Annotated in this window: 27 protein-coding genes and 1 tRNA gene; 17 read left to right on the top strand and 11 right to left on the bottom strand. The window is 72.3% G+C overall.

Translation table 11 applies throughout. The features are described 5' to 3' along the window. The first annotated feature begins 10 nt into the window (after window positions 1-10). A complete protein-coding gene (locus ACYVJ0_RS05590; RefSeq protein ID WP_449854508.1) occupies window positions 11-277 on the top strand; it encodes a DUF3039 domain-containing protein in 267 nt (88 codons plus the stop codon). A gap of 37 nt (window positions 278-314) precedes the next feature. Here the strand turns inward: ACYVJ0_RS05590 and ACYVJ0_RS05585 are convergent, their stop codons facing one another. Continuing rightward, the gene (locus ACYVJ0_RS05585) at window positions 315-1,643 is read right to left on the bottom strand and encodes a nicotinate phosphoribosyltransferase (RefSeq protein ID WP_460816540.1); all 1,329 of its coding nucleotides are present in this window, start codon (window positions 1,641-1,643) and stop codon (window positions 315-317) included. 51 nt (window positions 1,644-1,694) lie between these two features. Here ACYVJ0_RS05585 and murI point away from each other — a divergent pair, with 51 nt between their 5' ends. From murI to rdgB, 3 genes are read left to right on the top strand one after another with little or no spacing between them, the layout of a single operon-like run. Then, window positions 1,695-2,519: a glutamate racemase gene (murI, locus tag ACYVJ0_RS05580; protein WP_460816538.1), complete on the top strand. Its 825-nt coding sequence runs from the start codon at window positions 1,695-1,697 to the stop codon at window positions 2,517-2,519. A 6-nt stretch (window positions 2,520-2,525) separates the two neighbouring features. Beyond that, window positions 2,526-3,269: a ribonuclease PH gene (gene rph, locus ACYVJ0_RS05575; RefSeq protein ID WP_449854505.1), complete on the top strand. Its 744-nt coding sequence runs from the start codon at window positions 2,526-2,528 to the stop codon at window positions 3,267-3,269. Beyond that, window positions 3,266-3,859: an RdgB/HAM1 family non-canonical purine NTP pyrophosphatase gene (gene rdgB / locus ACYVJ0_RS05570; RefSeq protein WP_460816535.1), complete on the top strand. Its 594-nt coding sequence runs from the start codon at window positions 3,266-3,268 to the stop codon at window positions 3,857-3,859. Before rph ends, rdgB begins: the two co-directional genes overlap by 4 nt. 6 nt (window positions 3,860-3,865) lie before the next feature. On the opposite strand, the gene ACYVJ0_RS05565 is transcribed toward rdgB, so the two are convergent. Next, window positions 3,866-6,295 (bottom strand): ATP-dependent DNA ligase, encoded by a 2,430-nt coding sequence (locus tag ACYVJ0_RS05565; protein WP_460816533.1) that lies wholly within the window; start codon window positions 6,293-6,295, stop codon window positions 3,866-3,868. A 65-nt stretch (window positions 6,296-6,360) separates the two neighbouring features. On the opposite strand from ACYVJ0_RS05565, the gene ku reads away from it, so the two are divergent. Beyond that, entirely contained in the window at window positions 6,361-7,161 is an 801-nt protein-coding gene (gene ku, locus ACYVJ0_RS05560; RefSeq protein ID WP_460816531.1) for a non-homologous end joining protein Ku, read from the top strand. Here the strand turns inward: ku and ACYVJ0_RS05555 are convergent, their stop codons facing one another. Together ACYVJ0_RS05555 and ACYVJ0_RS05550 are read right to left on the bottom strand one after the other, a co-directional pair. Next, window positions 7,162-7,857 (bottom strand): DedA family protein, encoded by a 696-nt coding sequence (locus tag ACYVJ0_RS05555; RefSeq protein WP_460816530.1) that lies wholly within the window; start codon window positions 7,855-7,857, stop codon window positions 7,162-7,164. It lies immediately after the preceding gene. Between the two features lie 53 nt (window positions 7,858-7,910). Further along, window positions 7,911-7,992: transfer RNA gene (locus ACYVJ0_RS05550), tRNA-Leu, on the bottom strand. A gap of 152 nt (window positions 7,993-8,144) precedes the next feature. Here ACYVJ0_RS05550 and ACYVJ0_RS05545 point away from each other — a divergent pair. From ACYVJ0_RS05545 to ACYVJ0_RS05515, 7 genes are read left to right on the top strand one after another with little or no spacing between them, the layout of a single operon-like run. Beyond that, window positions 8,145-9,314 carry a CpaF family protein gene (locus ACYVJ0_RS05545; RefSeq protein WP_460816707.1) on the top strand — a complete coding sequence of 390 codons (1,170 nt, stop codon included), beginning with the start codon at window positions 8,145-8,147 and terminating at the stop codon, window positions 9,312-9,314. Further along, the gene (locus ACYVJ0_RS05540) at window positions 9,311-10,168 is read left to right on the top strand and encodes a type II secretion system F family protein (protein ID WP_460816528.1); all 858 of its coding nucleotides are present in this window, start codon (window positions 9,311-9,313) and stop codon (window positions 10,166-10,168) included. Before ACYVJ0_RS05545 ends, ACYVJ0_RS05540 begins: the two co-directional genes overlap by 4 nt. Next, window positions 10,165-11,106, top strand: coding sequence for a type II secretion system F family protein (locus ACYVJ0_RS05535; protein WP_460816526.1), 942 nt, complete (start codon window positions 10,165-10,167; stop codon window positions 11,104-11,106). The genes ACYVJ0_RS05540 and ACYVJ0_RS05535 overlap by 4 nt, the downstream gene beginning before the upstream one ends. Before the next feature lie 47 nt (window positions 11,107-11,153). Then, the gene (locus ACYVJ0_RS05530; RefSeq protein ID WP_460816524.1) at window positions 11,154-11,372 is read left to right on the top strand and encodes a hypothetical protein; all 219 of its coding nucleotides are present in this window, start codon (window positions 11,154-11,156) and stop codon (window positions 11,370-11,372) included. Continuing rightward, window positions 11,369-11,767 carry a TadE/TadG family type IV pilus assembly protein gene (locus ACYVJ0_RS05525; protein WP_449854498.1) on the top strand — a complete coding sequence of 133 codons (399 nt, stop codon included), beginning with the start codon at window positions 11,369-11,371 and terminating at the stop codon, window positions 11,765-11,767. Before ACYVJ0_RS05530 ends, ACYVJ0_RS05525 begins: the two co-directional genes overlap by 4 nt. Continuing rightward, a complete protein-coding gene (locus ACYVJ0_RS05520) occupies window positions 11,742-12,236 on the top strand; it encodes a TadE family protein (RefSeq protein WP_460816522.1) in 495 nt (164 codons plus the stop codon). The genes ACYVJ0_RS05525 and ACYVJ0_RS05520 overlap by 26 nt, the downstream gene beginning before the upstream one ends. Then, window positions 12,233-12,679: a pilus assembly protein TadG-related protein gene (locus ACYVJ0_RS05515; RefSeq protein WP_460816520.1), complete on the top strand. Its 447-nt coding sequence runs from the start codon at window positions 12,233-12,235 to the stop codon at window positions 12,677-12,679. The genes ACYVJ0_RS05520 and ACYVJ0_RS05515 overlap by 4 nt, the downstream gene beginning before the upstream one ends. A gap of 32 nt (window positions 12,680-12,711) precedes the next feature. Here the strand turns inward: ACYVJ0_RS05515 and ACYVJ0_RS05510 are convergent, their stop codons facing one another. Then, window positions 12,712-13,932 carry an MFS transporter gene (locus ACYVJ0_RS05510; RefSeq protein ID WP_460816705.1) on the bottom strand — a complete coding sequence of 407 codons (1,221 nt, stop codon included), beginning with the start codon at window positions 13,930-13,932 and terminating at the stop codon, window positions 12,712-12,714. Between the two features lie 147 nt (window positions 13,933-14,079). Here ACYVJ0_RS05510 and prfB point away from each other — a divergent pair, with 147 nt between their 5' ends. Beyond that, complete coding sequence (gene prfB / locus ACYVJ0_RS05505) at window positions 14,080-15,189, top strand: peptide chain release factor 2 (RefSeq protein ID WP_460816518.1); 1,110 nt, start codon at window positions 14,080-14,082, stop codon at window positions 15,187-15,189. Between the two features lie 567 nt (window positions 15,190-15,756). Here the strand turns inward: prfB and qcrB are convergent. From qcrB to ctaE, 4 genes are read right to left on the bottom strand one after another with little or no spacing between them, the layout of a single operon-like run. After that, window positions 15,757-17,469: a cytochrome bc1 complex cytochrome b subunit gene (gene qcrB / locus ACYVJ0_RS05500; RefSeq protein ID WP_460816516.1), complete on the bottom strand. Its 1,713-nt coding sequence runs from the start codon at window positions 17,467-17,469 to the stop codon at window positions 15,757-15,759. Further along, window positions 17,469-18,521: a cytochrome bc1 complex Rieske iron-sulfur subunit gene (gene qcrA / locus ACYVJ0_RS05495; protein ID WP_460816704.1), complete on the bottom strand. Its 1,053-nt coding sequence runs from the start codon at window positions 18,519-18,521 to the stop codon at window positions 17,469-17,471. Before qcrA ends, qcrB begins: the two co-directional genes overlap by 1 nt. A 36-nt stretch (window positions 18,522-18,557) precedes the next feature. Then, window positions 18,558-19,361, bottom strand: a complete 804-nt coding sequence (gene qcrC / locus ACYVJ0_RS05490) for a cytochrome bc1 complex diheme cytochrome c subunit (RefSeq protein ID WP_460816514.1) — start codon at window positions 19,359-19,361, stop codon at window positions 18,558-18,560. Between the two features lie 20 nt (window positions 19,362-19,381). Continuing rightward, window positions 19,382-19,993, bottom strand: a complete 612-nt coding sequence (gene ctaE / locus ACYVJ0_RS05485) for an aa3-type cytochrome oxidase subunit III (RefSeq protein ID WP_449853749.1) — start codon at window positions 19,991-19,993, stop codon at window positions 19,382-19,384. Between the two features lie 147 nt (window positions 19,994-20,140). Here ctaE and trpD point away from each other — a divergent pair, with 147 nt between their 5' ends. Together trpD and ACYVJ0_RS05475 are read left to right on the top strand one after the other, a co-directional pair. Further along, on the top strand, window positions 20,141-21,202 hold the full coding sequence (gene trpD / locus ACYVJ0_RS05480) for an anthranilate phosphoribosyltransferase (RefSeq protein WP_460816512.1): 1,062 nt from the start codon (window positions 20,141-20,143) through the stop codon (window positions 21,200-21,202). 266 nt (window positions 21,203-21,468) lie between these two features. After that, the gene (locus ACYVJ0_RS05475) at window positions 21,469-22,560 is read left to right on the top strand and encodes an MFS transporter (RefSeq protein WP_460816510.1); all 1,092 of its coding nucleotides are present in this window, start codon (window positions 21,469-21,471) and stop codon (window positions 22,558-22,560) included. Between the two features lie 21 nt (window positions 22,561-22,581). Here ACYVJ0_RS05475 and ACYVJ0_RS05470 read toward each other — a convergent pair whose 3' ends face one another. Continuing rightward, complete coding sequence (locus ACYVJ0_RS05470; RefSeq protein WP_460816508.1) at window positions 22,582-23,499, bottom strand: 5'-3' exonuclease; 918 nt, start codon at window positions 23,497-23,499, stop codon at window positions 22,582-22,584. Window positions 23,500-23,503: 4 nt separating this feature from the next. Then, window positions 23,504-24,556: an FUSC family protein gene (locus tag ACYVJ0_RS05465; RefSeq protein WP_460816506.1), complete on the bottom strand. Its 1,053-nt coding sequence runs from the start codon at window positions 24,554-24,556 to the stop codon at window positions 23,504-23,506. Between the two features lie 56 nt (window positions 24,557-24,612). Between ACYVJ0_RS05465 and ACYVJ0_RS05460 the strand changes: the two genes are divergently transcribed. Both ACYVJ0_RS05460 and ACYVJ0_RS05455 read left to right on the top strand, forming a co-directional pair. Further along, window positions 24,613-25,161 (top strand): DNA polymerase III subunit gamma/tau, encoded by a 549-nt coding sequence (locus ACYVJ0_RS05460; RefSeq protein ID WP_460816504.1) that lies wholly within the window; start codon window positions 24,613-24,615, stop codon window positions 25,159-25,161. Continuing rightward, entirely contained in the window at window positions 25,158-25,508 is a 351-nt protein-coding gene (locus ACYVJ0_RS05455; protein ID WP_460816502.1) for a hypothetical protein, read from the top strand. The genes ACYVJ0_RS05460 and ACYVJ0_RS05455 overlap by 4 nt, the downstream gene beginning before the upstream one ends. Window positions 25,509-25,516: the final 8 nt, after the last annotated feature.

The raw sequence follows: 25,516 nt of genomic DNA, 5'->3' as shown, positions 1-25,516 counted from the left end.
GAATCGGGGCATGAGCACACCTCTGGACAGCCCCGGGCAGGGTGGCACCGGGCTCCTCGACCGCGAGCTCGAGCGACTCCTCGAGGAGGAGCACGTCGAGCCCGGCGACCACGAGCGCTTCTCGCACTACGTCAAGAAGGACAAGATCCTCGAGTCGGCGATCACCGGCAAGCCCGTGCGTGCGCTGTGCGGCAAGAAGTGGACGCCGGGTCGCGACCCGGAGAAGTTCCCCGTCTGCCCGCAGTGCAAGGAGATCTACGAGTCGCTGAACAGCTGACCGCGAGCCGCTCCGCCCTCGGGCGGGGCGATCCGGATCACGCGCCCGCGTCGACGAAGACGGTGGGGATGGCAGGGTCCGACTTGCTCAGCGCGAGTGCGCGGATCGGCATCTCCTCGCGCACCCGCAGGTGGTGGGCGCGGGCGGCCTCGACGCCGGCCGGGCCCTCGTGCGCCGCGTCGACCTCGCCGTCGACGACGAGCGGCACCTGCAGCGGGCGCGCGTCGGGGTAGTCGGCGGGCGTGGGCGCCTGCTCGAAGCCGTCGGCGATCTCGACGCGCTCCTCGAACGCGACGCCGCGTTCCAGGCGCCGGAAAGCGGTCTTCAGTCCGCCCTGCGATCCCTTGTCCTGGGCCTTCTTCGCCACGGCGACCCAGCCGCCGTCGGTGCCCTGGCGCGCCACGAGCTTGTAGACCATGCCCGCCGTCGGATATCCGGATCCCGTCACGACCGACGTCCCCACGCCGTACGCGTCGACGGGGGAGGCCGCCAGCGCCGCGATCGCGTACTCGTCGAGGTCGCTCGTCACCGTGATGCGGGTCGCGGTGGCGCCGAGCCGGTCGAGCTGCGCGCGGACCTCGGCGGCGACGATGGGCAGGTCGCCGGAGTCGATGCGCACCCCGCCGAGTCCGGTGCCGGCGATGCGGACGGCCGTCTCGACGCCCTTCTCGATGTCGTAGGTGTCGACGAGCAGGGCGGTGCCCGATCCGAGCGCGTCGATCTGCGCGCGGAAGGCGTCCTCCTCACTGTCGTGCAGCAGCGTCCACGAGTGCGCGGCGGTGCCCATGGTGGGGATGCCCCAACGGCGGCCCGCCTCGAGGTTGCTCGTGGCGCGGAATCCGGCGATGTAGGCCGCCCGCGCGGCGGCGACGGCCGACTCCTCGGCCGCGCGCCTGGCACCCATCTCGGCGAGCGGGCGCTCGCCGGCGGCGATGCTCATGCGGGCGGCCGCGGTGGCGACGGCGGAGTCGTGGTTGAGCACGCTGAGCGCGAGGGTCTCGAGGATCACGGCGTCGGCGAACGTGCCCTCCACCGTGAGGATCGGCGATCCGGGGAAGTACAGCTCGCCCTCGCGGTAGCCGGTGATCGATCCGGTGAACCGGTAGCCCTCGAGGTACGCGAGCGTCTCGGCGCTGACGACCCTCTCGTCCCGCAGGTAGCGCAGCTCGTCGTCGCCGAAGCGGAAGTCGCGCAGCAGGCCGAGCAGGCGGCCCGTGCCGGCGACGACGCCGAAGCGGCGGCCGCCGGAGAGGCGCCGGGCGAACAGCTCGAACGTGCAGCGGCGCGACGCGGTGCCGTCGCGCAGGGCCGCATCGATCATCGTGAGCTCGTAGCGGTCGGTCAGCAGGGCCGTGGAGGCGCTCATAGGGTCACTCTATCGGCGGGCGGGCGCCCGGCCTCGCGTACGCTGGATGCGATGGATGACGCGCCGATCGGGATCTTCGACTCCGGGGTGGGCGGTCTCACGGTCGCCAGGGCGATCGGCGACCAGCTGCCGCGCGAGTCGCTGCTCTACATCGGCGACACGCTGCACTCGCCCTACGGGCCAAAGCCGATCGCCGACGTGCGCCGCTATTCGCTCGAGGTGCTCGACACGCTCGTCGAGCAGGGCGTGAAGATGCTCGTCATCGCCTGCAACACGGCGTCGGCGGCGATGCTGCGCGACGCCCGAGAGCGCTACGACGTGCCCGTGATCGAGGTGATCGGACCGGCCGTGCGCACCGCGATCGCGACGAGCCGCAGCGGCCGGATCGGCGTGATCGGCACGGAGGGCACGATCGGATCGGGCGCCTACCAGGACATGCTCGGCATCGCGCCGGGCGTGGAGGTGTTCACCGCGGCCTGCCCCCGCTTCGTCGAGTTCGTCGAGGCCGGCGTCACCGACAGCCCCGAGCTGCTCGCCGTGGCCGAGGAGTACCTGCGGCCCCTGCGCGAGGCGCGCGTGGACACGCTCGTGCTCGGCTGCACCCACTACCCGTTCCTCGAGGGCGCCATCAGCTACGTGATGGGCCCCGAGGTGTCGCTCGTCTCCAGCGACAGCGAGACGGCGAAGGACGTCTACCGCGAGCTCGTCGGCCGCGATCTGCTCGCGGGGCCCGACGCACGCCCGCACCACGTGTACGAGGCGACCGGCGCCGACACCGAGACGTTCACGACGCTCGCCAACCGCCTGCTGGGACGCGAGGTGCGCGACGTGCGCCTCGTGCGCACCGGCACCATCGACCTGCCCCCGATCCGTTAGGAAGACATGACCGACTCACCGCGCGCGGACGGCCGCGCCCTCGACCAGCTCCGCCCCGTGACCATCGAGCGCGGCTGGAGCACGCAGGCCGAGGGGTCGGCGCTCATCTCCTTCGGGCAGACGAAGGTGCTCGTGACCGCCTCGTTCACGAACGGCGTGCCGCGCTGGCTCACCGGCAAGGGCCGCGGCTGGGTCACGGCCGAGTACGCCATGCTGCCGCGCGCCACGAACGACCGCAGCGACCGCGAGAGCGTGAAGGGCCGCATCGGCGGCCGCACGCACGAGATCTCGCGCCTGATCGGCCGCGCCCTGCGCGCCGTCGTCGACACGAAGGCGCTGGGCGAGAACACGATCGTGATCGACTGCGACGTGCTGCAGGCCGATGGCGGCACGCGCACGGCCTCGATCACGGGCGCGTACGTCGCCCTCGTCGACGCGATCGAGTGGGGCCGCGAGAAGGGCTTCATCGGCAAGAAGGCCACGCCGCTGCGCGACTCGGTCGCGGCCATCTCGGTCGGGATCGTCGGCGGCCGGCCGATGCTCGACCTGCCGTACGTCGAGGACTCGCGCGCCGAGACCGACATGAACATCGTCATGACGGGCACGGGGAAGTTCATCGAGGTGCAGGGCACGGCCGAGGGCGCGCCCTTCGACAAGGCGGAGCTCGACGCGCTGCTCGAGCTCGGCGCGAAGGGCTGCGCCGACCTCACCGCGATCCAGAAGGCGGTGCTGGCGGAGGAGCGCTCGTGAGCCGCGTCGTCCTCGCCACGCACAACGCGCACAAGGTCGCGGAGTTCCAGTCGATCGTCGCGACGATCCGCCCCGACCTCGAGGTCGTCGCCTACGACGGACCCGAGCCCGTGGAGGACGGCACGTCGTTCGCCGAGAACGCCCTCATCAAGGCCCGCACCGCCTCGGCGCACACCGGCCTGCCGGCGCTGGCCGACGACTCGGGCATCTGCGTGCACGTGCTGGGCGGATCGCCCGGCGTGTTCAGCGCGTACTGGGCCGGTCACGCGAAGGACGACCGCGCCAACCTCGCGCTGCTGCTCGACCAGCTCGCCGACATCCGCGATCCGCACCGCACCGCTCACTACAACTCCACGATCGCGCTCGTCACGCCGAACGGGATCGAGCACACGGTCGAGGGGATCTGGCCCGGTCGCCTCGCGGAGGCGCCGCGCGGCGAGGGCGGCTTCGGCTACGACCCGATCTTCATCCCGGACGGACAGGACGGCGAGGAGCGCTCGGTGGGCGAGTGGACGGCGGACGAGAAGAACGCCGTCTCGCACCGCGCCCGCGCCTTCCGCGAGCTCGGCCCCCTCCTCGCCGCCCTGTAGGGCCCGTCACTCCACGACGACGTCCCCCGGCGTGAGGTCGGGCCGCAGCCCCCGCCAGCGGGGGTGGCGCAGGCTGCCGCCGGGCGTCCACTCCGAGAACTCCACCTCGGCCACGTGCGCGGGCTCCACCCACCGCGCCGCGCGCGCCTGCGGACCCGGCACCTCGGCGAAGGGGCTCTCGTCGGCCGGCCGCAGCAGCTCCTGCAGCCCGCGCAGCTCGCGGTCGCCGAAGCCCGTGCCGACCTTGCCCACATAGCGCAGCCGGTCGCCGTCGGGAATGCCCAGCAGCAGCGATCCGATCGTCCCCTCCCGGTTGCCCTGCCCGGGGTTGATGCCGCCGATCACGACCGACTGCGTGCGGGTGAGCTTGAGCTTGAGCCACTCCTCGCTGCGCACGCCGCGGCGGTAGGGGGAGCACGGGTCCTTCACGACGACGCCCTCCAGGTCGAGTCGCCTTGCGGTCTCCAGCGCCGCGTCGAGGTCATCGGCCACCGGCGGCAGGTCGATCGCCGCGCCCGCGTCGCCCGCGATGCGCTCGAGCGCCTCGCGACGCTCGGCGAGGGGCCGGCCCGCGAGGTCGCGGCCGTCCACCTCGAGCGCGTCGAAGAGGTACAGCCGCACGGGCACGCGCGGCGCGATCCGCTGGATGTGCATGGCACGGGTGAGGTGCATGCGCTCCTGCAGGCGCGCGAAGCTCGGGCGCCCCGCGGCGTCGAGTGCCACGATCTCGCCGTCGAGCACCGCCTCGTCCGCCTCGATGTGCGCCGCCCCCGGGTTGGACAGCTCGGGGTAGCGCAGCGTGATGTCGGTGCCCGACCGCGCCCGCAGCCGCAGCACGCCGCCCGACCAGTGCGCCACGGCGCGCACGCCGTCCCACTTGAACTCGATCCACGGCTCGCCGCGCCGGATCAGGTCGCGCGCGGCGGCGGTCGTGCCCGAGACGGCGAGCATGGGCGTGAAGCGGTCGTCGGGCGGCGGATCGGCCGGCTCGTCGAGCGGCGGATCGGTCCACGGCTCGGCCGCGACGCCGTCGGGCTGGGGTGCGCCCTGCGCGTCGGTCTTGGTGCGGTGCATGAGCCACGTGGACTTCTCGCCCTCGCCGTCGGTGCGGATGAGGGCGACGCGCACGGGGCCGCCGAGCGGGCCGCCCTCGCGACCCGTGAGCGTGACGATGATCTCGTCGTCGCGCCACTCGTGGGTCTCGTAGGTGCCGGCATCCCAGATCGTCATGATGCCCGCGCCGTACTGGCCCTTCGGGATCACGCCGTGGAAGTCGAGGTACTCGATCGGGTGGTTCTCGGTCTGCACCGCGAGGTTGTTCTTCGACGTCGTGGCCGGGATGCCCTTGGGCACGGCCCAGTTCACGAGCACGCCCTCGTGCTCCAGGCGCACGTCCCAGTGAAGGCGGGTGGCGTGGTGCTCCTGGATGACGAAGCGATTGCCGCCGCCGGGCTCGTCCGGATGCGGCGAGCCCGGCACGGGCTCGGGGGTGTGCTCGGCGCGGCGCTTGGCGATGTACGACGCGAGCGGCCCGCCATCGCGCGGCGCGAGCGCGGCGAGGGGATCGCCGATCCGCTCCGCGCGCTCGAGCACCTCGTCGAGCAGCAGGTGGCGCAGGTCGGGGTCGTCCAGCTCCTCCCACGTGCGCGGCGCGGCCACCCAGGGCCGCTCCCGGCCGCGCAGCGAGTAGGGCGCGATCGTCGTCTTCTTGCCGTTGTTCTGGCTCCAGTCGACGAACACCTTGCCGGGGCGGGCCGCCTTGCTCATGGTGCTGACGACGAGATCCGGATGATCCGCCTCCAGCGCCCGTGCGAGCTCGCGGGCCACGGCCGAGATCGCGTCGCTGGACTGCTCGCCGGGCAGGGCGGCGTAGAGGTGGATGCCCTTGCTGCCGCTCGTGACGGGGAGGGGATCGAGCCCCATGCCCGACAGGATCGCCCGCGCGTGGCGGGCGACCTCGGCGCACTCGGCCAGCCCCACGCCGGGGCCGGGGTCGAGGTCGAGCACGAGCCGGTCGGGGTGCAGGCGCTCGCCGCGGTCGTCGAACCGCCACTGCGGCACGTGCAGCTCGAGGCTCGCGACCTGCGCGAGGTAGACGAGCGCGGCGGTCTCCTCGACGAGGGGATACTCCTTGGTGCCGCTGGAGTGCGCGATCGCCTGGCGCGGCATCCAGTCGGGCGCGCCCGCCTCGAGGTCCTTCGCGAAGAACGACGGCAGCGGATCGTCCGCCGTGCCGACGCCGTCCACCCACCGCTTGCGCGTGACGGGGCGGCCGGCGACGTGCGGCAGCAGCAGCGGCGCGATGCGCGAGTAGTAGCCGATGACGTCGCCCTTGGTCGTGCCCGTCTCGGGATAGATGATCTTGCCGAGGTTCGTCAGCCGCACGCGGCGCGAGCCCACGCGCACCGTCTGCGCCGCACCGTCGCTCGCCGCCATGCGACCAGCGTACGGGCGGGTGTCAAGGTCTGGTGCGCCCGCGGCGCGGGGTGTTCACTGGGGTCATGCGATCCATCTGGAAGGGCGCGCTCACCTTCGGGCTCGTCAATGTGCCGGTCAAGGTATATGCCGCAACCGAGGATCACGACGTGCCCCTGCACCAGGTGCACAACAAGGACGGCGGGCGCATCCGCTACCAGCGCAAGTGCGAGGTGTGCGGCGAGGTGGTGGCCTACGCCGACATCGACCGGGCGTACGACGACGGCGATCGCACGGTGGTGCTCACGGACGAGGACCTCAAGTCGCTGCCCTCGGAGCGCAGCCGCGAGATCGACGTGGTGGAGTTCGTGCCGACCGAGCAGGTCGATCCGATCACCTTCGACAAGGCGTACTTCCTCGAGCCCGACTCGAAGTCGCCCAAGGCGTACGTGCTGCTGCGCGAGACGCTGCAGCGCACCGACCGCACGGCGATCGTGCGGTTCTCGCTGCGGCAGAAGACGCGGCTGGCGGCGCTGCGGGTGCGCGGCGACGTGCTGATGGTGCAGACGCTGCTGTGGGCCGACGAGGTGCGCGACGTGTCGTTCCCGTCGCTCGAGGACGCGCCCAAGGTGAGCAAGAAGGAGCTGGACATGTCGGCCAGCCTCGTCGAGAGCTACTCGGGCGACTTCGATCCGGACGAGTTCGTCGACGAGTACCAGAAGGAGCTGCGCACGCTCATCGACGCCAAGCTCGAGAAGGGCGACGCGATCGACACGGAGGCGACGTTCGGCGAGACGGCCGAGGAGGAGGGCGGCGAGGTCATCGACCTCATGGAGGCGCTGCGCGCGAGCGTGGAGAAGTCGCGCCAGAAGCGCGAGGCCGGCTGATCAGTCGGTGAGCAGCTCGGGCTCGGGCGCGGTCTCGGCCAGCGCGGCCTCGCGCTTGGCGGTGCGGCGCTCCTTGAGGTAGTGCCACAGCACGAACAGGCCCGTGGCGGCGACGGCGGCGAGCAGGATGAGGTCGATGTAGTCGGTGACGAAGTCGCGCACCCACGGGATGTAGGCGATCACGTAGCCGAGCAGCGTGAGGCCCACGCCCCAGATGACAGCGCCGATGAAGTTGTACAGCGTGTACAACCGCCACGGCATGTGCCCGATGCCGGCGGCGACGGGCGCGAACGTGCGCACGATCGGCACGAAGCGCGCCACGATGATCGTGAGCCCGCCGAAGCGCTGGAAGAATGCGTTGGTACGCGCCACGTTCTTGCGGCTGAACAGGCCGGAGTCGCGCCGCTCGAACAGCGCCGGACCGCCCTTGTGCCCGATGACGTACCCGACCTCGCCGCCGACGAACGCGGCCAGGCCGATGAGCAGAGACACCACCCAGATGTTCGCGCCGAACACCTGATTCGTGTGCGTGAGCAGGCCCGAGATGATGAGCAGGGTGTCGCCGGGCAGGATGAACCCGAACAGCAGGCCCGTCTCGGCGAACACGATGAGGCACACGACGAGCAGCGCCCACGGTCCCGCCGCGGCGATGATGGTCTCGGGGTCGAGCCAGGGGACGAGTGCTGTCTGGTGCAAGGCGTTCCTGTCCGAAGGAATCTCGACGGCGGGGCGGCTGCCCCGACCGCCCGTGCGGAAGGTGGGACTTGAACCCACACGCCCGAAGGCACAGGAACCTAAATCCTGCGTGTCTACCGGTTTCACCACTCCCGCGTGCCGTCCGCCCAGTCTACTGAGCGGCGGCGACATCTCTCCGGGGGGTTCTCCCGAGGATCCGGGGTCCTTCCCGCCGTTGTGGATAACTTCCGACGCCGCTGGCCGGTCCTTGCGAGGATGCCGGCGTGGAAGCCGTGCACGTCGAGCTGATGGATCGCGTGCGGCGGCGGCTGCGCGAGGAGGGGATCGATCCGTCGCGCGACGCCGTCGCCGCCGAGCGGGCCGTGCGCGCCGAGGTGCGGCGGCACAGCGACCTCGCGATCGCGCGGGGCCTTCCGGCCGTCGACGATGAGGCGGCCGCGACACGCGCGGTGCTGGCGTCGATGAGCGGGTGGGGGCCGCTGGATCCGTACCTGCGGGATCCGCGGGTGGAGGAGCTCTGGATCAACGCCCCGGACCGGATCTTCATCGCCAGGGCGGGGATCGCGGAGCGCGTGCCGCTGCGCCTCACGGATGGACAGGTGCGCGATCTCGTCGAGCGCATGCTGCACGCCGCGGGCCGCCGCGTGGACCTGAGCCAGCCGTTCGTCGACGCGTCGCTGCCCGACGGCTCCCGGTTGCACGTCGTCATCCCGGATGTGACGCGGCGGCACTGGGCCGTGAACATCCGCCGCTTCCTGGGCGGGCACCGCACGCTCGACGACCTCGCGGCGCTCGGATCGATCGACGGGCGCGGCGCCGCGCTGCTGCGGCAGGCGATGCGGGAGGGGCGCAGCGTGCTCGTCTCGGGCGCCACGCACACGGGCAAGACGACGCTGCTCGCGGCCCTGCTGGGTGAGGCCGCCCGCGGGCAGCGGATCGTGACGGTGGAGGAGACGTTCGAGCTCGGCGTGGAAGCCACCGACCTCGTAGCGCTGCAGGGGCGGCAGCCGAGCCTGGAGGGCACCGGTGAGATCACGCTGCGGCGGCTCGTGAAGGAGGCGCTGCGCATGCGCCCCGACCGCCTCGTGATCGGCGAGGTGCGCGACGCCGAGGCCCTCGACCTCGTGCTCGCCCTGAACACCGGCGTGCCGTGCGCCGCGACGATCCACGCGAACTCGGCCGCCGAGGCCCTCGCGAAGCTCGCGATGCTGCCGCTGCTGGCCGGGCGCAACATCGACCGCGACTTCCTGCTGCCCGCCATCGCCGGCGGCGTCGACCTCGTCGTCCACTGCGAGCGGCTGCCCGACGGATCGCGGCGGATCGGTGAGATCGCGCGGGTGACGGGAGAGGTCCAGGACGGGACGATCGCCACCGAGCCGGTCTACCGAGCGCGGCGCGTGCCCGAGCGCGTCCGCGAGCCGGCATGGCCCGCGGCGGAGAGGGCGGTGGCGCGATGATCGTGCTGCTCGGGCTCGTGCTGGCGGCCGGCATCCTGCTCGTCGTCTCGCCGTGGCTCTGGCCCGCGGGCGAGCGCGCCGAGCGGGTGCCGACGGAGGGGATGGCGACGCGCCTGCTGGAGGCCGGCGGGTTCGCCCACGTGCCGCCGCGCGTGCTCGTGGCCGGGTGCGCGTGCGCGGGGCTGCTGGCCGGAGCCGTGGCCTGGCTCGTGACGGGCGTGCCCGCGCTGGCGACCGCCGCACTCGCCGCGGGGGCGTTCGCGCCCATCGCGTGGCTGCGCTCCCGTCGCCTCCGGCTCGCGCGCGAGCGCCGCGGACTGTGGCCCGACGTGTGCGACCTGCTCATCGCGTCGGTGCGCGCAGGCATGTCGCTCCCGGACGCCGTCGCGGCGCTGGCCGACTCCGCGCCGTCACCGCTGCGCGCCGCGTTCGCCGCATTCGGCAGGGACATGGCGGCGTCGGGCCACTTCGATTCCAGCGCCGACCGGCTCAAGCACGCGCTCGCGGATCCGCTGGCCGACCGGATCATCGAGACGCTGCGGATGGCGCGCCAGGTGGGCGGCACCGAGCTCGTGCCGGTGCTGCGCGCGCTGTCGGCCTCGGTGCGGGCCGAGGCGGCGCTGCGCGGCGAGGTGGAGTCGCGGCAGTCGTGGACGCGGGGCGCGGCCGTGCTCGGGGCCGTGGCGCCGTGGGTCATCGTCGCGCTGCTGGCGATGCGGCCCGAGGGGGCCACGGCGTACTCGAGCCCCGAGGGCGTGGCGCTCATCCTCGCCGGTGCGATCGTGTCGGCGGTGGCGTACCGGCTCATGCTGCGGATCGGGCGCCTTCCCGAGCCGAGCAGGTGGTTCGCATGACCGTGCTGACGGATGCGGCCCTCGCCCTGCTCCTCGGCGGGGCCTTCGGCGCCGGGGTGTGGACGCTGCTCGCGCTCGTGCCGCGGTGGGGCGCCGTGCCGCTCGCGCGGCGCATCGCCCCGTACATCCGCGACGTGACCGATCCCGGCGGCACGTCGCTGCACGACGGTGCCGTCGATCCCGGCGCCGCGCTCGCCGGGGGAGCGGCGGCGGTGTGGGACCGGCTGCGGACCGCGGTCGCCCGCGCGCTGGGCGGCGGCGAGAGCGTGGCCCGGCGGCTCGTGCGCGCGGGCCTCGCGCCGGATGTGACCGCCTTTCGCGGCCGGCAGCTCGCGTGGGCGCTGGGCGGGGCGGCCGGCGGCGGGTTGCTCGCGGTCGCGCTCGCCCTGGCCGGGCGGTTCTCGGCCGCCGCGGCCCTGCTGCCGCTCCTCGCGGGCGTCGCGGGCGCCGTGGGCTGCGACGCGCTGCTCACCGCCAGGGCCAGGGCGCGGGGCGCCCGCATCGCGGAGGAGCTGCCGACGGTGCTGGAGTTCCTCGCCCTGTGCCTGGCCGCGGGCGAGGGGATCCTCGACAGCGTGCGGCGCGTCTCGTCGGTCGGCGCCGGGGAGCTCACGGCCGAGCTGCGCCGGGTCGTCGTCGAGGCGGGAACCGGATCGAGCCTGGCCGACGCGCTCACGGCGGCGGCGCGGCGCATGGACGTGCCCGCCGCGAGCCGGGCGATCGACCACCTCGTGGCCGCGATCGACCGCGGGGCGCCGCTCGCGCAGACCCTCGAGGCGCAGGCGGTGGACGCCCGCGAGGAGGCCAAGCGGCAGCTCATCGAGCAGGCGGGGCGGCGCGAGATCGGCATGCTCGTGCCGCTCGTGTTCGGGCTTCTGCCCCTCTCGGTGATCTTCGCCGTGTTCCCGGGAATCGTCATGCTGCGGATCGGACTGTGAGACCCGCCACGCGCGGGGAGAGGAGAGACGTCATGTGGGAGGACCGGATGGATTGGAAGGTCTGGAAGGAGCGGATCCGGACCGGGGCGAGCGACATCATCGCGCCGCCGGGGCGATCGCTCGCCGAGGACGAGACGGGGGACGTGCCCGGCTGGGTGCTCGTCACGCTGATGACCGCCGGATTGGTCGTCGCGATCTGGGCCCTCGCGGGTCCGGCCCTGTCGGGGCTGTTCGAGCAGGCGATCTCGCGCGTCTCCGGGCTGTGAACGGCGCGCGCGAGCTGACCGGCGACGAGCGGGGGTCCGCCGTCGTCGAGTTCGTGCTCGTCGGCGCGCTGCTCACGATGCTCACCCTCGGCGTGCTGCAGCTGGGCTTCGCCATCTACGTGCGCAACGTCGTGCATGACGCCGCCGTGGAGGGCGCCTACCACGCGGCCCTCGCCGACGTGCCTGAGGCCGAGGGCGCCGCCCGCGCCGGCGAGCTGATCGCCCGGGCCGTGGGGGACGCGTACGGCCACGAGGCGAGAGTGACGACCGCGGTGGTCGGAGGCACGGAATCGGCCGTCGTCACGGTGCGCGCCACGCTGCCGCTGGCGGGTCTGCTCGGCCTGCCGCGCGCCCTGGAGGTGAGCGCGCATGCGCCGCTCGAGTCGCTGGACTGAGGCGGACGCCAGTTCTGGCGCTGGCGGCGGGCTGGCGGGCGACGAGCGCGGATCGGCGGCGCTCGAGTTCATCACGGTCGGCCTGCTCATGCTCGTGCCGCTGGTCTACCTCGTCGTGGCGGCGGGCGCGGTGCAGAACCACGCGCTCGGCGCGGAGGCCGCGGCGCGCTTCACGGCCAGGGCCATCGCGCAGTCCGAGGGGGACGGTGCCGCGGCGGGCGCCGCGGACGCCACGCTCGCGGCGATCTCGGCGGAGTACGGCATGGACCGCGGACGCACGGACGTGCGGATCGAGTGCGTGCCCGCCGGCGACGGCTGCCCGGCCGCGGGATCCACGGTGCTCGTCACCGTCCGATCCGAGGTGTCGCTGCCGCTCGTCCCGCCGATCCTCGGTCTCGATCGCATCGCGACCGTGCCGGTCGAGGCCACCTCCGGGCAGAAGGTCTCGCGGTTCTGGAGCGCCGGATGATCCGCGCTCTGACCCCACTCCTCCGCGGCCGCCGCCTCGCCAGGGACGAGGAAGGGAGCACCCTGCTGCTCACGCTCGGCTACGCCCTGCTCGGGCTCGCCGTGATCGTCGTGTGCGTCGACGCGACGTCGCTGTATCTGGCGCAGAAGCGCCTCGACGCCCTCGCGGACGCGGCGGCGCTCGCGGGCGCCGACGGCTTCGCGATCGTCGCGGCCGAGGGCGGGCCGGAGGCGGTGCTGACGGGTGAGGACGTGCGCGAGCAGGCCGCGGCCGTCATCGAGCTGACCGGCGGGGGAGCGACGCTCGTCTCGGCCGGCACGCCCGACGGCCTCTCGGCGCGCGTCACCGTCGCCGACACGTGGCATCCGCCGCTGACCTCCCCGTTCGTCCCCGGCGGGGTGCCGCTCGAGGCGACGGCGACGAGCCGCACGGCGCTGAACTGACCGGCGCTGACCTGAGGCTGGCCGGCGCTGGCTCAGCGATCCGGGGCGTACCGCGGCAGCCAGCGCAGGAACGCGAGCGCGCCGAGCAGGCCGATGAACCCGACCGCTCCCGTCGCCACCGAGAGCGAGAACGCCGCCGTGAGGCCCGAGAACACCAGGGGAGTGGCGGCGCCGCCCGCGTCGGTGAGCGTGCGCCACGAGCCGAGGAACGACGCCGGCTCCTCCTTGGGTGCCACGTCGGCGCCGACGGTGAGCAGGATGCCGCTCGAGAGCCCGTTGCCCACGCCGATCACGATGGCGAACACGCCGAACCACAGGCTGGCCTGCGACACGTCGTGCGTGAAGGCGAGCGCCACGAGCGCGCCGCCCATGAGCAGCGTCGACGGCACGGCCGCCCAGATCCGGCCGAGGCGGTCCATCACCTGGCCGCTCACGTAGAACAGCGCGAAGTCCAGGGCGCCGGCCACGCCCACGACCAGCGCGATCGTCGACGAGTCGAGCCCGAGCGAGACGCCCCACAGCGGCAGCACCGTCTGGCGCGCGCCGCGCACGGCCGCGAGCGACGCCGCCGCCGCGCCGAGCCGCGAGAGCACCGCCCGGTTCTGCCACATGGTGCGGAACACGCCCGCGCGCTCGGACGTGGGGATCGATCCCGTCACGGGCTCGCCCGTGTCCTCCGCCATCCCTGCGTCGGCCCGCGGGGGAGCGGGCCGGGTCAGACGCGACTCGGGATCGGGCCCGAGGCCCACGAGCAGGGCCACGCCGACGAGCACGACGCCGAAGAACCAGATGCTGGCGCGCTCCGATCCGAACACCGCCAGCAGCGCCGCGGCCACGAACGGCCCCGTGAACGCGCCGAGTCGGAAGGATCCGCCGAGCAGCGACAGCGAGCGCGCGCGGTACGCGTACGGCACGCGGGTGGTCATGAACGTGTGCCGGGCCACGGCGAACGCGGCGGCGAAAAAGCCGACGACCAGCGCCGCGAGTGCCAGCAGCGGCACCGAGTCGGCGAAGAGCATGACGGCCGCCCCGCCGATCGAGCCGATCGCCGCCGCCGTCATCGTGAGCCGCTCGCCGATCCGGTCCACGAGCCAGCCGGCCGGGATGTTGCCGCACAGCTGGCCCACCACGAGCGCGGCGGGGACGAGGGCGGCCAGCGCGAGGGAGGCGCCGGCCTCGGCGGCGATGACGGGCAGCAGCGGCACGATCGCGCCCTGGCCGACCGAGTAGAGGGCGGTGGGGCCGTAGATCATCGGCGCGAACCGCAGCAGGGTGCGCCGGACGCTCTCGCCGTCATCGAAGGCGGAGGAGGTCACCCGCTCCACGTTACTCCGGCTCCGGCGCGCGCCCGCACGCGCGCCGCCGGGCTCACAGCGGCGGCGCGATAGGCTGGTGAGGACATGATTGAGCTCGATCTCTCCGCCGACATCCAGGCGCTGCGCACCACGTTCGCGAACATCCGAGAGGTGGTCGACGTCGACGCGCTGCGCGCGGACGTGGATCGCCTCGAGCAGGAGGCCGCCGATCCGGAGCTCTGGAACGACCAGGCCAACGCGCAGAAGGTGACGAGCGCCCTCAGCCACGCCAAGGCGCAGCTGTCGAAGGTCTCGAAGTTCGAGAGCCGCCTCGACGACCTCGAGGTGATGGTCGAGCTCGCCAACGAGATGGAGGACGACGACGCCGCCCAGGAGGCGCGCACCGAGCTGGCCGCGCTCGAGAAGGCCATCGGCGACCTCGAGGTGCAGACCCTGCTCGACGGCGAGTACGACGACCGCGCGGCTGTCGTGACCATCCGCTCCGGCGCCGGCGGCGACGACGCCACCGACTTCGCCGAGATGCTCATGCGCATGTACCTGCGCTGGGCCGAGCGCCGCGGCTACCCCGTGAAGGTCATGGACACCTCCTACGCGGAGGGCGCGGGCATCAAGTCGACCACCTTCGAGGTCGACGCCCCCTACGCCTACGGCACGCTCTCGGTCGAGGCCGGCACCCACCGTCTCGCCCGTATCAGCCCGTTCGGATCCGCCGACAAGCGCCAGACGTCGTTCGCCGCCGTCGAGGTCATCCCCGTCATGGAGGAGGCCAAGGAGGTCGACATCCCCGAGGGCGACATCCGCGTCGACGTGTTCCGCTCGTCCGGACCCGGCGGCCAGTCGGTCAACACGACCGACTCCGCCGTGCGCATCACGCACCTTCCCACCGGGATCGTCGTGTCGATGCAGAACGAGAAGTCGCAGATCCAGAACCGCGCCGCCGCCATGCGCGTGCTGCAGACCCGCCTGCTGCTGCTGCAGAAGGAGGAGGAGGCCGCGAAGAAGAAGGAGCTGGCCGGCACGATCACGGCGAGCTGGGGCGACCAGATGCGCTCGTACTTCCTCTACGGCCAGCAGCTCGTGAAGGACCTGCGCACCGGCTACGAGGTGGGCAACCCCGCCAGCGTCTTCGATGGCGACCTCGACGGCCTCATCAACGCCGGCATCCGCTGGCGCAAGCGCAAGGTCGAGGATTGAGCTCTCTTTTTTGAGACTGCGCTGCTCGGGCACTTTTTTGAATCTGCGCCGCTCGGGCACCCGCTTCGCGGGTACCCTCACGTGCTCGCGCTCTCGCGTCCCGCGAGAGCGAGGCGGCGCTTCGCGCCGCGGGGCGGCCGCATTGGCGGCCGCACGCTCGCTTCGCTCGCACAGTGATCGGTTGCTGTGGAGGGGTACCCCAGCGGTTGCTGAACGGAGCGCCGGAGGCGCGGAGATGAAGCGACCAGCGCAAGCGTCATGGAGTTGCTGTGGTCGCTTCATCTTCGTTCGCTGGCGCTCACTTCGTTCAGCAACCGGGGGGTTTCCGCGGAGCGGTCGCGGCGCGCACAGCGGGGACGGAGGGGTTCCGCTGCCCAGTAGGGGGTGAGCGAAGCGAACCGGGCCCCCGCTGGGCGGCGGAACCCCGCAGTCCCCGCGGAACCGCCACCGCTCACGCGAACGCAGAACCGCACCCGCACCGCACACGTGTACGCGAAAACGGAAACCGACGCACAGGCACACGCGAAAGGGGCCCGGTCCGAAGACCGGGCCCCTCTCGCGTGGCGCTCAGTGCTTGTCGTCGCCCGACTCGAGCTCCGGGTGGCCGTGCCGGAACTCCGGCGTCTCCTCCGGGCTCGGGCCGTACTCGGCCAGCGCGTGGTGCTGGTGCTCGATCGCGTGGTCGAGCTCCGTCTGGGTCACGGGAGCCAGGCGGTCCTCGAAGAACCAGCGCGACAGCGATGCGCGCAGCTTCTCGCTCGCCGGGATCTTGCCCTGGTCGTTCGGGCGGACCACGAGCGGCTCGTAGGTCTCGTCCGGGATCAGGCGCCAGCGCTCGTACTCGTCGAGCGGCTTGTGCACCTCGCGGTACTCGCCGCCCGGCAGGCGCACGATGCGGCCGGACTCGTAGCCGTGCAGCAAGATCTCGCGGTCCTTCTTCTGCAGCGCCAGGCAGACGCGCTTGGTGACGAAGTAGACCACGAACGGACCGAGGATCAGCAGGGCCTGGAGGAAGTGGATGACGCCCTCCATCGTGAGGCTGAAGTGCGTCGCGATGATGTCCGACGAGGCGGCGGCCCACAGCGTTGCGTAGAACACGACACCGGCGGCGCCGATCGCGGTGCGCGTCGCGGCGTTGCGCGGGCGCTGGGCGAGGTGGTGCTCGCGCTTGTCGCCCGTGATCCACGCCTCGATGAACGGGTAGAACATCACCAGCACGATGAAGATGCCGAGCACGGCCACCGGCACGAGGATGCCGAGCGACAGCGTGTAGTTGCCGAGCTGGATGTCCCAGTTCGACGGGGCCAGACGCAGGGCGCCGTCGGCGAAGCCGATGTACCAGTCGGGCTGGGTACCCGCGGAGACGGGGGAGGGGTCGTACGGGCCGTAGTTCCAGATCGGGTTGATCTGCACGAGCGAGGCGATCAGCACGATCGCGCCGAACACGATGAAGAAGAACCCGCCCATCTTCGCCATGTACACCGGCATCATCGGGTAGCCCACGACGTTGTCGTTCGAGCGGCCGGGGCCGGCGAACTGCGTGTGCTTGTTGACGATCATGAGCACCAGGTGCAGGCCGACGAGGGCGATCACCAGGAGCGGCAGGATCAGGATGTGCAGGGTGTAGAGACGGCCGACGATGTCGGTGCCGGGGAACTCGCCGCCGAACAGCAGGAACGAGGTCCACGTGCCGATCAGGGGGATGCCCTTGATCATGCCGTCGATGATGCGCAGGCCATTGCCCGAGAGCAGGTCGTCGGGGAGCGAGTAGCCCGTGAAGCCCTCGGCCATCGCGAGGATGAACAGCACGAAGCCGATCACCCAGTTGAGCTCGCGCGGCTTGCGGAACGCGCCGGTGAAGAAGACGCGCAGCATGTGCACGCCGATGCCGGCCACGAAGACCAGGGCGGCCCAGTGGTGGATCTGGCGGACGAGCAGACCACCGCGCAGGTCGAAGGAGATGTGCAGCGTCGACTCGAGGGCGGCCGACATCGCGATGCCGCGCATCGGCTCGTAGGCGCCGTAGTAGTGCGTCTCGACCATCGATGCCTGGAAGAAGAACGTCAGGAACGTGCCGGAGAGCAGCACGACGACGAACGACCAGAGCGCGATCTCGCCGAGCATGAACGACCAGTGGTCGGGGAACACCTTGCGGCCGAGCTCCTTGACGAAGCCGGACAGGCTCGTGCGCTCGTCGATGTAGTTGGCGGCGGCGCCGACGAACTTGCCGCCGAGCGGCTTGTCGTCCTTCTTCTCTTCCTGAAGCGTGGTGGTGCTCATCAGTGGCGCTCCCAGAAGCTCGGGCCGACGGGCTCGGTGAAATCGCTGCGCGCGACGAGGTAGCCCTCGTCATCGACCGTGATCGGCAGCTGCGGCAGGGGACGGGCGGCGGGGCCGAAGATGACCTTCGCCTCCTCGGTGACGTCGAACTGCGACTGGTGGCAGGGGCACAGCAGGTGGTGCGTCTGCTGCTCGTACAGGGCGACTGGGCAGCCGACGTGCGTGCAGACCTTCGAGTACGCGACGATGCCGTCGTACGACCAGTCCTTGCGCTCCTCGCGCTCCTTCAGCTGCTCGGGAAGCAGGCGCATGAGGAGCACGATCGCCTTGGCCTTCTCCTCGAGATAGCCCTCGTCGTGGCCGAGGCCCGCGAGGTCCTCGGGGATGACGTGGAAGGCCGAGCCGAGGGTGACCTCCGACGCCTTGATGGGCGTGCCCTCGGGATCGCGGGCCAGGCGCATGCCCTCTTCCCACATGGTGTGCTTGAGCAGGTGCACGGGGTCCTGGTCCATCGGCGCGAGGCCGCGGAACAGGGTGAGGCCGGGCAGGATCGAGGCGCCGAGCGCGACGAACAGCGAGTTGCGGATCATCTTGCGGCGGCCGAAGCCCGAGTCGTCGTTCGCGTCCGAGAACGCCTGGACGGCGGCGGCGCGCGTCGGCTCCGAGCCGCGCGTGCTGTGACGCTCCTCGACGTACTCCTTGTCGCTCATGAGCGCCTTGGACCAGTGGATCGCGCCGATGCCGATCGACAGCAGGGCGGCGGCGATGCCGAGGCCGATGAACATGTTGTTGTAGCGGATCGAGAGGAAGGATCCGTCCTCGATCGGGAACAGCATGTAGGCGGCGACGGCCCAGAGGCTCGCGGCGGCCGAGATGTAGAACAGCGTGTAGACCGTGCGGACCGCGGCCTTCTCGGCCTTCGGGTCCTTGTCGGTCATCCGCTCACGGTGCGGCGGCAGACCCGGGTTCCGCACGGGGTCTGAGACAGGGACGGCGAGGCCGGGGGAGGCCTGGTACGCCTCCACCGCCTGCGTTTCGCCCTCGTGTGCCATGGTGCTCCTCGTCACTTCACGTTCGTTCGTCATGCGTCAGTTCGACTTCGCGGTGATCCACACCGTGATCGCCACGAGGGCGCCGATACCGAAGATCCAGATGAACAGGCCCTCGGAAACCGGTCCCAGCGAGCCGAGCGTGAAGCCGCCCGGAGCCTCCATCTGCTGCTGATAGAGCAGCGCCGAGATGATGTCGCGCTTGTCTTCCTGCGTGAGGTTCATGTCGTTGAAGACGGGCATGTTCTGCGGCCCCGTCACCATGGCGGCGTAGATGTGCAGGCCGCTGGTGTCCAGGATGTCCGGGGCGTACTTGCCCTCCGTGAGGGCACCGCCCGCGGCGGCCACGTTGTGGCACATGGCGCAGTTGATGCGGAACAGCTCGGCGCCGCGCGCCACGTCGCCCTCGCCGTCCAGCACGTGGTCGGACGGGTAGCTCGGGCCGGGGGCCACCGAGTGCACGTAGGCCGCCATGGCCTGGATCTGCTCCTCGGTGAACTGCACGGGCTTCCGCGGGGCCTGCGGGCCCTGCGCCTGCAGCGGCATGCGGCCGGTCGACACCTGGAACTCCACGGCCAGCTCGCCGACGCCGACGAGCGAGGGGCCGTTGTCGGTGCCCTGCAGGTCGAGGCCGTGGCAGGTGGCGCAGTTGGCCTGGAACAGCTTCTCGCCATCCTCGACCGTCATCGCGCTCTCGACCTTCGAGGTCTCGGCGGTCGACGCGACCGCTGCCGACGCCGCGGCATAGCCGCCGCCCGTGATGAGCAGGCCGATCCCGATGAGCGCTGCGGTGGCCAGGGGGCTGCGGCGGCCGGTCGAGCGACGCTTCTTCTCTCGTGCCATGTGGTGATTCAGCTCCGCTCTCACTTGAGGAAGTAGATGACGATGAACAGCGCGATCCAGACGACGTCGACGAAGTGCCAGTAGTACGACACGACGATCGCGGTCGTCTCCTCCTTGCGCCGGAACTTCTTGACGGCGTAGACGCGTCCGATGGTGAGCAGGAACGCGACGAGGCCGCCCGTGACGTGGAGGGCGTGGAAGCCGGTGGTGATGTAGAAGGCCGACGCGTAGGAGTCGGCGCTGATCGGCATTCCCTCGGCGATGAGCTGCGCGTACTCCCACACCTGACCCGACACGAAGACCGCGCCGAGGATGAAGGTGAGCCAGAACCACTCGACCATGCCCCACGACTTCCAGCCGGTGCCCTTGACGCGGTACGGCTGCCCGCGCTCGGCGGCGAACACGCCCATCTGGCACGTCACACTGGAGAGCACCAGGATGATCGTGTTGACCAGGGCGAACGGCACGTTGAGCAGCTCGGTGCGATCCGCCCACAGCTCCGGGCTGGTGCTGCGAAGCGTGAAGTAGATCGCGAAGAGGCCGGCGAAGAACATGACTTCGCTGCCGAGCCAGACAATCGTGCCGACCGCGACCGGGTCAGGTCGCTTCACTTTCGGTGCCGGGGCATACATCGCAGGGGTCGTCACCCGTCCATTATTGCCGATGCGCGGGCATGGTCCAGGCAGCTTCGACATCGCGTCGAAGTTAGGGTGCCCTAAGAGAAGCCTGCGAACCAGGCGGGAAACCGCCGACGATCGGCCGTGGATAGGATCGGGAGCATGGCGGAACCCACCTGGCCCGACGTGTTCACCGCGCTCCTGTCCGGCGCCGATCTCAGCGTGTCGGAGGCCACGTGGGCCATGACGCGCGTCATGCGCGGCGAGGCCACGCCCGCGCAGCTCGGCGGCTTCCTCACGGCGCTGCGCGCGAAGGGCGAGTCGGTCGAGGAGATCATCGGCTTCCGCGACGCGATCCTCGACGCGGCCGTTCCGCTGCCCGTCGACCCGAACGTGCTCGACATCGTCGGCACGGGCGGCGATCGGATCGGCACGGTCAACGTCTCGACGACCGCCTCGATCGTCATCGCCGCCACGGGCGTGCCCGTCGTCAAGCACGGCAACCGCGCGGTCAGCTCGAAGACGGGTTCGTCCGACGTGCTCGGCCAGCTCGGCATCGACCTGACGCTGTCGCCCGAGGCCGTGGCCGGCGTGCTCGAGCGCGCGGGCATCACGTTCGCGTGGGCGGCCGCGTTCCATCCCGGCTTCAAGCACGCCGCCCCCGTGCGCGGCGAGCTCGGCGTGCCCACGGTGTTCAACTTCCTCGGGCCGCTCGTGAACCCGGCGCGCGCCGAGGCGAACGCGGTCGGCGTCGCCAACCCCGACGTCGTGCCCCTCATCGCGGGCGTGTTCCGCACGCGCGGTGCGACCGCGCTCGTCTTCCGCGGCGAGGACGGCCTCGACGAGCTGACGACCACCGGCTACAGCCGCATCTGGCAGATCTCCAACGGCGACCAGCACGAGTTCGACATCCACCCGCGCGACCTCGGCATGCCCACCGCCACCCTCGACGACATCCGCGGCGGCGATCCGGTGCACAACGCCGCCGTGCTGCGCCGCACGCTCGCCGGCGAGCAGGGGGCGGTGCGCGACATCGTGCTGCTCAACGCCGCCGCCGGCATCGTCGCGTACCGCCTGTCGCAGGACCCCGCGCAGGCGCAGCGCAACCTCATCCAGCGGCTGATCGAGGCCAGGGACGAGGCGGCCGCCGCGATCGACGACGGGCGCGCCGAGGCCAAGCTCGAGGCCTGGGTGCGGGCCACGCGCGAGGTCGCCGCGTTCTGACGCGCGTCGTGGCGCCGCGTCCTGTCCCCCGGGCCGCCGCCCGGGGCCTCCGGCGACGCGGACCTAGACTGGCCGGGTGATGTCCTCGCCCGCCTCCCTGCCGAGGCGGGCCTTCCCGTGGCTCGTCGTCGCGGGCGTGCTCGTGGCCGCCCTGAGCCTGCGGGCGCCCGTGCTGGCCGTCTCTCCCGTGCTGCGCGACATCGAGCGGCAGCTGGGCCTGGACGCCGCCGGCGCGTCGCTCATCATGAGCCGGCGCGTCGCTCATCATGACGAGCGCCGTGCTGATGTTCGCCGTCGTCACGCCCGCCGCGGCCCTCGTCATCCGCCGCGCGGGGCCGGAGCTGGCGCTGCTCGTCTGCCTCGCCGGCGTCATCGCCGGCACGCTCGTGCGCTCCGTGCCGTCGTACGGCTGGATGATCGCCGGCATGATCGTCGCCGGGGCGGCGATCACGATCGGCAACGTCGTCATCCCCGTCATCATCCGCCGCGACGTGCCCGAGCGCCACGTCGCGACCGTCACCGCGGCGTACACCGCCATGCTCAACGTCGGCTCGCTCTTCGCCACGCTCGGCACCGCCCCGCTCGCGCAGGCGACCGGCTGGCCCCTCGCGCTGCTGTCGTGGAGCCTGCTCTCGGTGGTCGGCATCGTGCTGTGGGCGGTGCACCTGCGGCGCGACCGCGTGCCGGGCGCCACGTGGGCCGAGCGCTACTCGGGCGCGACGGGGGCCGCGGGCGGCGCGGCGGAGGCGCTGGCCATGACCGGACCCGTGCCCGTTCTCACCGGAAGGGGCCGCGCGGTGCGGCACCCCGTGGTGTGGCTGCTGACCGGCACGTTCGCGTGCCAGTCCGCCGCGTACTACGTGCTCTCGACCTGGCTGCCCGCCATGGCCGCCGACCTCACCGGCGCCGATCCGACGGCGGCGGGCGCGCTCGCGTCGATCTTCCAGGGCGGCGCGATCGTCGGCGCGTTCGTCGTGCCCGTGCTCGCGCGGTACCTGCCGCTCATGGTGCCCGCCGCGGTCGTGAGCGCGTGCTGGATCATCGTGTCCGCGGGCATGCTCGCCGCGCCGCAGCTGCTGGCGCTGTGGGCGGCGGTCGGATCGATCGCCCATGCGGGCGGCTTCGTCGTGATCTTCACGGTGCTCATGCGCGTGGTGCGCACCGACGCCGAGGCGGCGACGGGATCGGCGCTCGTGCAGGGGCTGGCCTACGTGTTCGGCACCGTCGGCGCCCCGATCGCCGGCGCGCTCCACGACGCCACGGGCGGCTGGAGCGCCTCGCTGGGCTTCAGCCTGGCCCTGGGCGTCGGATTCGCCGTGCTGCTGACGTGCGCCGTCGTCGGGGCGCAGCGGCGCTGAGGCGAGCCCGCAGGTGCCCGCTCAGCCCGCGACCGCGGTGATCGCCGCGATGGCGCGATCCATCGAGGTCGACACGCCCCAGCGGGCGGCGAACGCCCGCGCCGCCTCGGCGTCGAAGCCGCCGAGCGCGTCGTCGAAGGGCTCCAGCTCGAGGTCGCGCGCCACGGCCACCACGCGCGGGGCGACGTCGAGATAGTCCGCCGCGGCGGCGAGCTTGGCGCGCACGCCCGCCGACATCCCCTCGCCGGCCTCGGCCGCCGCCCGGATGCCCGCGAGGTCGCCGTGCGCCGCCAGCAGGGTCGCGGCGGTCTTCTCGCCCACGCCCTTCACGCCCGGCAGGCCGTCGGACGGGTCGCCGCGCAGCGTGGCGTAGTCGGCGTACTGCGCCGCGTGCACGCCGTACTTGGCGCGCACGACGTCGTCGGTCACGACCTCGAGGCTGCTCATGCCCCGCGCCGTGTAGATCACGCGCACGTCGCGCTCGTCGTCCACGAGCTGGAACAGGTCGCGGTCGCCCGTGACGACGTCGACGCGGCCGGGCTCGCGCGTGGCGAGGGTGCCGATCACGTCGTCGGCCTCGTGCCGCGCCGCTCCGACCACCGCGACGCCGAGCGCCGCGAGCGCCTCGCGGATGATCGGCACCTGCGCCTCGAGCGGATCGGGCACCTCCTCGACGTCCGGGGCCCCGACGACCTCCTGCACGACGCGGTGCGTCTTGTACGTGGGGATCAGGTCCACGCGCCACTGCGGGCGCCAGTCGTCGTCCCAGCACGCCACGAGCCGGGTGGGCTCGTACGTCGACACGAGCTTGGCGACCATGTCGAGCAGCCCGCGCACGGCGTTCACGACCGTGCCGTCGGGGGAGCGGAACGTGTCGGGCACGCCGTAGTAGGCGCGGAAGTACAGCGAGGCCGTGTCGAGGAGCATGAGCCGGGTCATGCCGTCATCCTTCCATCCGGTCCTCGCCGCGCGGCTCGGTGAGCTCGCCGTGCACGCGGCGCAGGTCCTCGAGGAGCGAGCCGATGAGGATCCAGTGCGGCCCGGTGGGCGGATCGGCCGTGAGCGGCGAGGTGAGCGCGGGCAGCGTCGTCGTCTCGGGCGCGCCGGGCGCGGAGCGACGCAGGCGCAGACGCACGTCGTGGGCCGCCGCGCGCAGCTGCGCCGCGATGCCGGGTACGGCCGGCTCGCGCGCGATCTCGTCGTCGTGGTGGTCGTAGAACGCCCGCGTCATGCCGACGGTCTGCCGGATCACCGACGTGAAGGTGCCCAGCAGCGCGCGCTGGGCCGCGATGGCCTCGCGGTGCCGCCGGGCGCGGGGGTTGAGGGTGAGCGACTCGTCGGCCGCGTCGAGCGCCGCCTCCGCCGCATCGCGCATGGGGCGCAGCAGCCGCGCCTGCACCATGAGCGACTCGAGCTCGGCGGCCGTGTTCGTCGTGCCGAGCGCGTCGGCCAGCCGCTCGAGCGAGCGCGCCAGCTCCTCGCCGAGCCGATCGATGGCCTCGCGCGCCGGCGCGACCGCGACGGGCGGCACGAGCGCGAGGTTCACGACGAAGCCGATGACCGCGCCCAGCACCGTCTCGATGACCCGGTCGAACGCGTACGAGGGCGTGGCCGTGCCGAGCGCGATCACGAGCAGCGCGCTGATGCCCGCCTGATTCGACGTGCCCGCCGTCATCCGCAGCGCCCAGGCCAGCAGGATCGCCGCGCCGACGGCGACCGGCAGCGCCCATGCCGGATCGGGGAGCGCGAGCCCCACGAGCGAGGCGACGACGACGCCCGCGATCACGCCCGCGCTGCGCTCGATCCCCTTCAGGTACGACTGGTTCAGGCTCGGCTGCACCACGAGCAGTGCCGCGATCGCGGCGAACACCGGGGGCGGGCCGTCCTGGATCAGCCAGCTCGCCAGCAGCCAGGCCGCGATCGTGGCGAGGAACGCCTTGGCCGCCTGCAGCGCCGGCGTGCGCCGCGACGCGCGCACCGCCCCGAGCACCTTCATGCCGTTCACGCTACGCCCGCGGGCGCGGCGCGACGGTGATCGCTACGCTGTGGCGTATGGCTCGACCTGATGACGACGCGCTCTCGTGGGCGGGCGACGAGGACGATCCGACCCTCGATCCCGGGGCGCCGGAGGGCGCCGCGGTGCCGACGGCGGGTCGCGCGGGTGCCGCGCCGGAGCCGGCCGCCGCGCCGCCCGCGCCCGAGCCGGCCGTCGAGCCGGAGCCGGAACAGCGCCCGGCGGACGAGACCGCCACGGACGAGCCCGAGCCCGAGCCCGAGTCCGAGCCCGCGCCCCAGCGCCTCGGCGACGCCGCGCTCGTCACCCTCGGCGTGCTCGGCGGCGTCTACCTGCTGTGGACCATCGGCTGGCTGCTGGGCGCGATGCGCCTGCGCGCGTGGATCCAGGTGCAGACCGGTGCCGTGGCCGACGCGATGTTCCACGGCAGCATGGTGCTCGGCATCCTCGCCCCGGCGATCTGGTTCGGAGGCGCCTGGTTCCTCACGCGCGGCCGCCCGGCGTGGCTGCGCATCGCGGCGCTGCTCGTGGGCGTGGTCGTTCTCGTGCCGTGGCCGTTCGTGATGGTGGGGGTGATCGGGCAGTGACCGAGTCGACGAGCGCCGTGAGGCGGCCCACCTGGATCGTCGCCACGATCGCCGGCGCGTTCGCGCTGCTGTACGCCTACGCCGTGTGGAGCGCGATCTCGCAGCTCGTGCAGAGCGTGCAGACGACCTCGTCCGCCGGGCTGTCGCTCAACCCGCTGGGGTGGATCGTGTGGCTGCTTGCGATCGCGCTGCCGATCGCGCTCTTCGCGCTCGCCGTGTCGATCGGACGCACGCGCGGACTGCGCACTCTGGCGATCCTGCTCCTCGTCGGGCTGAGCATCGTGGCGGTGTTCTGGCTCGACGTCGTGGCATATACGACGGTCAACACGAGCAGCCTGATCGGCTGAGCCGCCGG

This window comes from Microbacterium petrolearium, from assembly GCF_054782875.1.
Note: the sequence above shows the minus strand (reverse complement) of the source record. Positions and strands in the feature narration are given on the sequence as shown.